General features: G+C 60.1%; 6 protein-coding genes. All 6 read right to left on the bottom strand.

Features of this window, described 5'->3' with window-relative positions; all coding sequences use genetic code 11:
* Positions 1-289, bottom strand: a 289-nt coding sequence (locus AC1DX0_RS29830) for an ATP-binding cassette domain-containing protein (protein ID WP_477358023.1), incomplete at its 3' end; no start/stop codon positions are given.
* A 63-nt stretch (positions 290-352) separates the two neighbouring features.
* Positions 353-1300: a substrate-binding domain-containing protein gene (locus AC1DX0_RS29825; RefSeq protein ID WP_477358020.1), complete on the bottom strand. Its 948-nt coding sequence runs from the start codon at positions 1298-1300 to the stop codon at positions 353-355.
* Positions 1301-1569: 269 nt separating this feature from the next.
* Entirely contained in the window at positions 1570-3060 is a 1491-nt protein-coding gene (aldA, locus tag AC1DX0_RS29820) for an aldehyde dehydrogenase (RefSeq protein WP_477222595.1), read from the bottom strand.
* Positions 3061-3102: 42 nt separating this feature from the next.
* Complete coding sequence (gene pdxA / locus AC1DX0_RS29815; protein ID WP_477222657.1) at positions 3103-4107, bottom strand: 4-hydroxythreonine-4-phosphate dehydrogenase PdxA; 1005 nt, start codon at positions 4105-4107, stop codon at positions 3103-3105.
* Positions 4108-4351: 244 nt separating this feature from the next.
* Complete coding sequence (locus AC1DX0_RS29810) at positions 4352-5446, bottom strand: four-carbon acid sugar kinase family protein (protein WP_477222594.1); 1095 nt, start codon at positions 5444-5446, stop codon at positions 4352-4354.
* On the bottom strand, positions 5433-5824 hold a 392-nt coding region (locus tag AC1DX0_RS29805; RefSeq protein WP_477358017.1), incomplete at its 5' end, for a DeoR/GlpR family DNA-binding transcription regulator. The genes AC1DX0_RS29810 and AC1DX0_RS29805, both read right to left, overlap by 14 nt.

The raw sequence follows: 5824 nt of genomic DNA, 5'->3' as shown, positions 1-5824 counted from the left end.
GTTCCTGGAAGATCATTGCAATGCCGCGGTCAATCCTCTCACGAAGCGACAAGGCGGTGACGTCCTCTCCGGCGAACAAAATGCGGCCCTCATCCGTTCGATAGGCTCCCATGAGAATCTTCATGAGCGTCGATTTGCCCGCACCGTTCTCGCCTAGCAGCGCATGCGTTTCACCGGCCATGACCTCGAACGAAATATCAGACAGCACGCGGTTCGCGCCGAACGACTTGCTGATGCGTTGCATCGTTACGATCGCGTTCCGGGACGTTGAAGTTTTCGCTTCGGCCATGACGATTTTCTCGATCGCTTGGGGAGCGTCGGCGGACTGCTGGAGCCCGCCGACGGAAAGGGGCTAGAAACACTCGCCGTTGCAGATTTTTACCACCGAGGCGGGAGCGTCTTCCTTGGTGACCTGCTTGAGGGCACTGAGAAGGTCGAGCTTCTTGACACGCAACGTCGGCACCGAAATGTATGGCGGGACGTCATGTCCAAGCAATGCAAGCGCGGCCGCCTTGGCCTCGGCGACGCCCTGGTCGTAGGGACGCTGCGCGCCTACGGCCAGAAATTCGCCACGTGCAACGTTCAGCGCGCTGTCAGCGGCAATGTCATTCGTGGTGACGACGATATCGCGCCCGAGTGTCTTTGCCGCAGCGACGACTTGCTGAGCGGGCGTGTCCCAGGCAACGAAAATACCCTTCATGTCGGGATGCGCCGTCAACATTGCGGTGGCAACTTCGTAAGCCTTCTCCGGCGCCGTGAAGGTGCCGACATCCGCGACCTTGACGTCGGGATGTTCGCCGAACGCCTTTAAGGCACCGACCTTGCGGGCTGCGACGGAGTAGTAATAGTCATAAACCAGCGTGATGACGCCGACCTCACCCTTGCCGCCAATCGCTCCGACAAGTTCTTGCGCGGCGAAATAGGCGTTCTTCTCATTGTCGGAGGCGACAACGGTCACATAGTCCTTGCCCGGCGCCATATCGACCGGGACGTTGTCCATGAAAACCAGCTTGATGCCGGCTGCCGCCGCCTTCTTGTAGGCTTCGGACTCAGATTTCGGATCGATCGGGATCGAGAAGATCACGTCCGGCTTGCGGGCGGTCATCTGCTCCAGATCGCTGATTTGCTGGCCCGGTTGGAACTTGGCGTCGGTGGTTCCGACGACTTCGATACCGAGGTCCTTGAGCGTGTTGCTGATTCCGGCGACCTGCAACTGAGGCCATCCTGCATCCATGGTGTGCATCACCAGTCCAGCGGTAAACTTTCCCGCCTTGAGCTTGGCAAGGTCCTCATCGGACAATTTCAACACGTCCGGCGACACCRCCGGCGGACCATCCGGGAAACCTGGGACGGGTTGGCCCCGCGGCGACAGGGGCAGGGGCTCGAGCAGAGCTTTTGCTTCCGGTGGAATGGCGTCATCGGCGAGAGCCGACGATGCGGCCAGTCCTGATAGCGCCAAGGCCAAGGCGGCCGCCATAAATCCACGATAGTGCATTTCATTCCTCCCGATCATATGAAACGGCCGTAGCGGCCGGGTGGCGACCTGGCTGGTCGTACTGGTTGGGCTGTTCAGCGCCCGTAAGGCATCAATGCCGCCGTAGCGGCACCCGAATAATTGACGTAGACCGTCTTCTTGCGCATGTAGCTCTCGAGCCCATGCACGCCGTCGTCACCGCCCAGTCCGCTTTCGCGGAACCCGACATGGAAACCCTGCAGCATTTCCGGTCCGATCCGGTTCACGTAGATCTCACCGAACGAAACCTCGTTGACGGCGTTCATGACGCGGCCCAGATCATTGGTGAAAAGATAGGCCGACAGGCCATAGTTGCTGGCATTGGTGATGCTGACAGCCTCCTCGAAGGTGTCGAAGGGCATGATCGGCACGACCGGGCCGAAGATTTCGCGCGTCATGATCGGCATATCAGGCGTCACGTCTGTCAGCACGCTCGGATTGAGCCAGTAGCCGCCATCGATGGGCGCCTTGGTCGGGCGTCCGCCGGCGAGAGCAAGCCTCGCGCCGCCCGCCACGGCTTCCGCAAGGACCGACTCGACTTTTTCCAACTCATCACGACTGACTTTCGGGCCGATATCTGTATTTGCCTGCATCGGATCACCGACGACGAGCGACTTGGAGAATTCCACAAAGCGTGTGACGAACTGGTCGTAAATCGAACGGTGAACGAGCGTGCGTTCGTTGCAGATGCAGACCTGTCCGCAATTCATGTAGCGCGACGTGGCTGCGGACCGAACCGCTAGTTCGAGATCGGCATCAGCCAGGACGATGAATGGCGCCTTGCCGCCAAGCTCCAGCGAAACAGGCGTCAGATTGCGCGAAGCATTCGCCATGATGCGCTTACCGGTTGGTACGCTTCCAGTCATGGTGATGAGGTCGACGCCGGGTTCCGTGCAGAGCACTTCGCCTATGGTTTCACCTCGTCCCGTTATGATGTTCACCACGCCGGCTGGCACGCCTGCTTCGACAAAGATGCGAGCCATTTCGAGCGCCGAAAGCGGCGTGTCTTCATGCGGTTTGAGGACGATGGTGTCGCCGGCGATCATGGCTGGCGCCACCTTTCGGCTGACCAGGGCGCTCGGGTAATTCCACGGAATAATGGCGGCGACGACGCCTACCGGCACACGCTGTATCCAGACCTGCTCTCCCGCGTAGTCGGATGGCAGGATCTCACCTTGAATGCGACGGGCAAATTCGGCGTAGTAGTCGAAGAATTCGGCTGCGCCGCCGACTTCACCTATTGCTTCATTGATCGGTTTGCCTTGCTCCCTAACCACCACCTCGGCCAGATGCCGGGCGTTCTGCCGGATAAGGACCGCGATCCGCTTCATGATCGCCGCACGGGCAAGAGGCGATTTGAGCCCCCAGGCCTTCTGCGCCTTGCGGGCGGCTTCTATCGCCTGGCGCGCCTGGTCCGGGCTTGCCTCGGGCACGTCGACAAAGGCCTTGCCATTGGCCGGGTTGATAACCGAGCGCGTGCCGGCTTCACCGGTGACGAACTTCCCGTCGATCAACATGAGATAGGATGCCTTGTCTTCTGCTGCCATGGTTCAATCCGGTTCTGCGTGCGTTGCCGGCGTGCCGACGCCCTAAGGGTTGGTTTTCGCCGCGGCCATCTGGACCGCGAACTCGATCGCTTCGACCAAGCTGTCCTCATTGGCGATGCCCTTGCCGGCGATATCGAAGGCCGTGCCGTGATCCACGGAGGTGCGGATGATCGGAAGGCCAAGCGTGACATTGACACCGGAGAGCGCTTTCCACTCACCGGTCTCGGGATCGACATTAAAGCCGAGCAGTTTCACCGGGACATGGCCCTGATCGTGATACATTGCGACCACCGCGTCATACTGGCGGGCGCGCAACTTGACGAAAACTGTATCGCCGGGAACAGGCCCAAACACGGCAAAATCGGAAGAGTTGTAGGAGGCGACGACCGGGGTCGTGATGTCGATATCCTCACGACCGAAAATGCCGCCTTCGCCGGCGTGCGGGTTGAGCGCGGCAATCGCAATTCGGGGATGGGAAATGCCAAGGCCGCGCAATGCCTCGACCGTCAATTGGATAACCCGCCGCAACCGAGGTTCGGTCAGTTTCGATGGAACCTGGGCCAGCGCTACATGGGTCGAGACATGGCTGACGCGAAAATCGCCATGGGCAAGCATCATCACGGAATCGCGGGCGCCGGTCAGTTCAGCCAGCATGTCGGTGTGGCCGGCATAGTGATAGCCGGCCAGATTGAGCGCTTCCTTGTTGAGAGGAGCCGTAACGATGCCGGCAATTGAACCGGCCTGTGCCAGGCGAACAGCTTTTTCGATCGCCAGATAGGCGAGGCGGCCGCCTTCAGCCGACATGATGCCTGTCTCAATGGGTGTTCGTTCGGGGCCGGCTTCGAGAATGGCTACAGCGGGAAAAGTCCCAGCGGCCGAAGCTGACGGTTGTTCCTCCGCAATGCGCCCGGAAATCGACTCCATTGCACGCATCGCGGTGACGCTGCCGATTATGAGAAGGGATAACGATCCGCTGGCAAGGCGCGGTTTCAGCCGTGCACATGCCTTTGCGATGATCTCGGGGCCGATGCCCGCAGGATCACCCATTGTGATGCCGAGTCTTGGACCAGACATAAACGCCTCTAATCGGTCAATTGTGGTCATCTTCTAATCCCTCTAACCATGAATGCGCAATAGTTTTCTTTCTCAGTCATTCGCAATCAGCCAAAGCGACGAGATCCGCCCTTTTTCTCACGTCTTGTGGGGGCAATCCCCATGTAGCTGGCTGCTGAGACATCGTTTGACGTCATTTGACCGGGCGAATGGACTCGCGGCCGGGCATTGGTCTTGATTAGGGACGCGCGAGGGCCGCAAGCCTGCAGAAGAGGGCGCTATCGCCGAATGCGCCGGATTTCGATATTGTGGGCAGGCCCTCGAAAACGCCGCCTTTGATTCTGGAGATCGGAAGCCCCGGCTCAATCTCGCTCTCGACCGTGAGTTCGACGACGCCAAGGCTGGAGCACACCGATCGCAATGTTTCGCCGCCAGTGACGAGTAGCGTTCCGGGCTTTGGCAAACCGTCGAGAAGCGACGCAAACACCTTGCCGATATGATCTGCCACCAATTGGCGATCACCCGATGCAACGACGGTGACAACCGACGGCGCACCGCGCATGATCCGTTTTGCCAGATCGCTTTTCGCTTTGTCGATGTCGCGTTCCACGCCGATATGCGCATCAGCATGCTTGGCGGCAAAGGAGGCCACCTGTCCCGCCGTGACTTCGTGATTTGTGCCGACAAGGCCCAGGAACGGGGCGGACAATGCCGGAACAGGCTTGTGTGGTATGCTCAGGTGTCGTGCCAGCGCTGCAGCCAGGCCGCCCGTACCAACCCAGAGCGTGCTAGGCGCGCCCGCCGTCGCAACGATTTCGTCCAGGTCCTTGTCCGTTTCGGCGTCGTAGAGGGTGATGAAATGAAGTGGTCGCGCCCCCGGTACTGCCCGGCCAGACGAAAAGCGCTGACCTAGGCCGGTGACGATGTCGGGACCTACCATTTCGGGCCGATCAAGCCGCCATTGACGCCCAAGGCGTGTAACGCGGCCCTGAAATGGGAACGCTGGTGCCAGAACAACCCGCAGGTACGCACCCTCGACGATGCAGGCTTCTATTTCGGCAATGACGTGACCACGCAAAAGGCTGTCGATCTTCTTGAAGCTCAGCTGTCCGGCGGCCAGCCATGGCGCGAACTTCAAGTGTCTGGCGACGGCCGTTGTCTCGGCGCCCTCACGTGTGGCGATATCGACAGCCAAACGGCCCGAGAACGCGCGATCCAGTTGCCAACTCACCCCAACACCTCGGCCGGGCGAGGCGAAGCAAACCGCGCTATCCAGGGCGCCGGTCAGGTCGTCGGCGACGATCCGGATGTCCACAGCCTCAAGAGCGCTCAACTGAAGAACCCGAACGGCTGACGCGCACGACCCGGACGTTTACATCGAGCGTCCGAAGATTGGTGAGGTTGGCCTGATCGATGCCCTCATCGGTAATGATCTGGTGGATATCGGCCAGCCGGCAGATGGTGCAGAAATTCGGCGTGGTAAATTTGGAATTGTCGGCAAGCACGACGACGCGGCGCGCCGCGGCGATCATCGCCTGCTTCATCGCCGCGACCTCAAGCGAGGTCTCCGTGAGCATGTCTCCGGTGATGGCATGAGTGCCAAGAATGGCCACATCGGCATGTATGGTGCGCAGGAAATTCTCGCCAGGCTGGCCAACCAGAGTTAGGGAACCCGGCTTACAGGTGACTCCAAGCATGACGAGGCGTACGC

The sequence above is a fragment of the Mesorhizobium sp. P3_A9 genome (genome assembly GCF_056402975.1).
Note: the sequence above shows the minus strand (reverse complement) of the source record. Positions and strands in the feature narration are given on the sequence as shown.

What these genes read in the sequence shown, in the direction of transcription:
- aldA (WP_477222595.1), bottom strand. Translation starts at nt 3,060, where the DNA reads ATGGCAGCAGAAGACAAGGCATCCTATCTCATGTTGATCGACGGGAAG.
- pdxA (WP_477222657.1), bottom strand. Translation starts at nt 4,107, where the DNA reads ATGGGTGATCCTGCGGGCATCGGCCCCGAGATCATCGCAAAGGCATGT.